The 1,438-nt window shown below is 64.8% G+C and carries 2 protein-coding genes; both read left to right on the top strand.

The features are described from left to right. The first annotated feature begins 249 nt into the window (after positions 1 to 249). Positions 250 to 1,185: an FKBP-type peptidyl-prolyl cis-trans isomerase gene (locus LQV45_RS32170; protein WP_230011584.1), complete on the top strand. Its 936-nt coding sequence runs from the start codon at positions 250 to 252 to the stop codon at positions 1,183 to 1,185. Between the two features lie 48 nt (positions 1,186 to 1,233). Further along, positions 1,234 to 1,438 (top strand): FKBP-type peptidyl-prolyl cis-trans isomerase (locus tag LQV45_RS32165; RefSeq protein WP_374208357.1); only part of this gene is annotated, 205 nt, incomplete at its 3' end.

Below are 1,438 nucleotides of genomic sequence, written 5' to 3'. Positions count from 1 at the left end.
CAGGAACTCGGCCGCGACTACACCGTGGACTGGGTCCATCTGAAGCTGAACGACCGCGCCCACCAGACCATCCTGTGCAAGGATCCCTTCCGGAGCGTGGACGACCGGGTGGATGCGCTGCTGGACTCGATGGGCTGATACCCAGCTTCGCACGTTATTCTGGGGTAGGGCCGCCCTGCGGCCGCCGCTTTCTTTGCCACGGGAAACCGAACGGCACTGAGTCCACCCTGCCTCGACGAAAGTTTCCAATTGCGCCGACTACTAGCAATTCTTCTTCCCGGACTGCTGCTGCTGACCGCCTGCGGCGGCAACGAAGCGCCTCCGGCTCCGGAACCCACCAGCCAGTCCGCCGGTGAGACCGCCAAGCTGGACTCGGTCAAATTGACTGAGAACGGTGACAAGAAGGCCCCCGGTGTCGACTTCACCAAGCCGCTCGACGTCAAGGAACCCACTGTCAAGGTGGTCACCGAGGGCAGTGGCGACCGGGTCAAGGCCAACCAGATCGCCGACATTTCGATTGTGGCGTTCAACGGCAAGGACGGCTCCACCCTCGAGGACACGTTCCCGAACGATCCCGAGCCGCTGGAACTGAACGACGAGCTCAAGGGCAGCAGCCCCGTCATCTACAACGCGTTCGTGGGCGCCAAGATCGGCTCGCACCTCGCCCTCGCCGTTCCCGGCCAGGCCGCAGCCGAGGGTGCCGAGGCCAAGCCGACGCAGCTCCTGATCGTCAAGGTGCTCTCAGCCAAGGACGCACCGCCGGTCCTGGACAAGCCCGAAGGCGACGCCGTCACCCCGCCGGCCGGACTGCCGACCGTCAAGGAAAACGACAAGGGCGTTCCGGAGATCTCCGTCGCCGGCGTCAAGGCGCCGACCGCGCTGGTCTCCCAGGACCTCATCACCGGCAAGGGCCAGGCCCTCAAGGAGACCGACACAATCACCGTCAACTACGTCGGCGTCGCCCTCGCCACCGGCAAGGTCTTCGACTCCAGCTTCGAGAGTGGCAAGAAGGCCACCTTCCCGCTGACCGGCGTCATCAAGGGCTGGACCCAGGGCCTGACCGGCAAGACGGTCGGCTCCCGCGTCCTCCTGGTCGTCCCGAAGGACCTCGCCTACGGAGATCAGGGCCAGGGCGACGCGAAGGGCGACCTCGTCTTCGTCGTCGATATCCTCGGCGTCAAGTAATCCACCGCTACAACTGCCACCACTACACGTCACCTCAAAGGAGTAACCATGTCATTTGGACAGCGCAACCTCGACCGCGAGAAGCCGGAAATTGACTTCCCCGTAGGAGACGTCCCCACCGAACTGGTCATCACCGACCTGATCGAAGGGGACGGCGCCGAGGCCAAAGCCGGCGACACCGTATCCACCCACTACGTGGGCGTCGCCTGGTCCACCGGTGAAGAATTCGACGCCTCCTGGGGCCGCGCCGCGC

The sequence above is a fragment of the Microbacterium sp. Bi128 genome, assembly GCF_918698205.1.
Note: the sequence above shows the minus strand (reverse complement) of the source record. Positions and strands in the feature narration are given on the sequence as shown.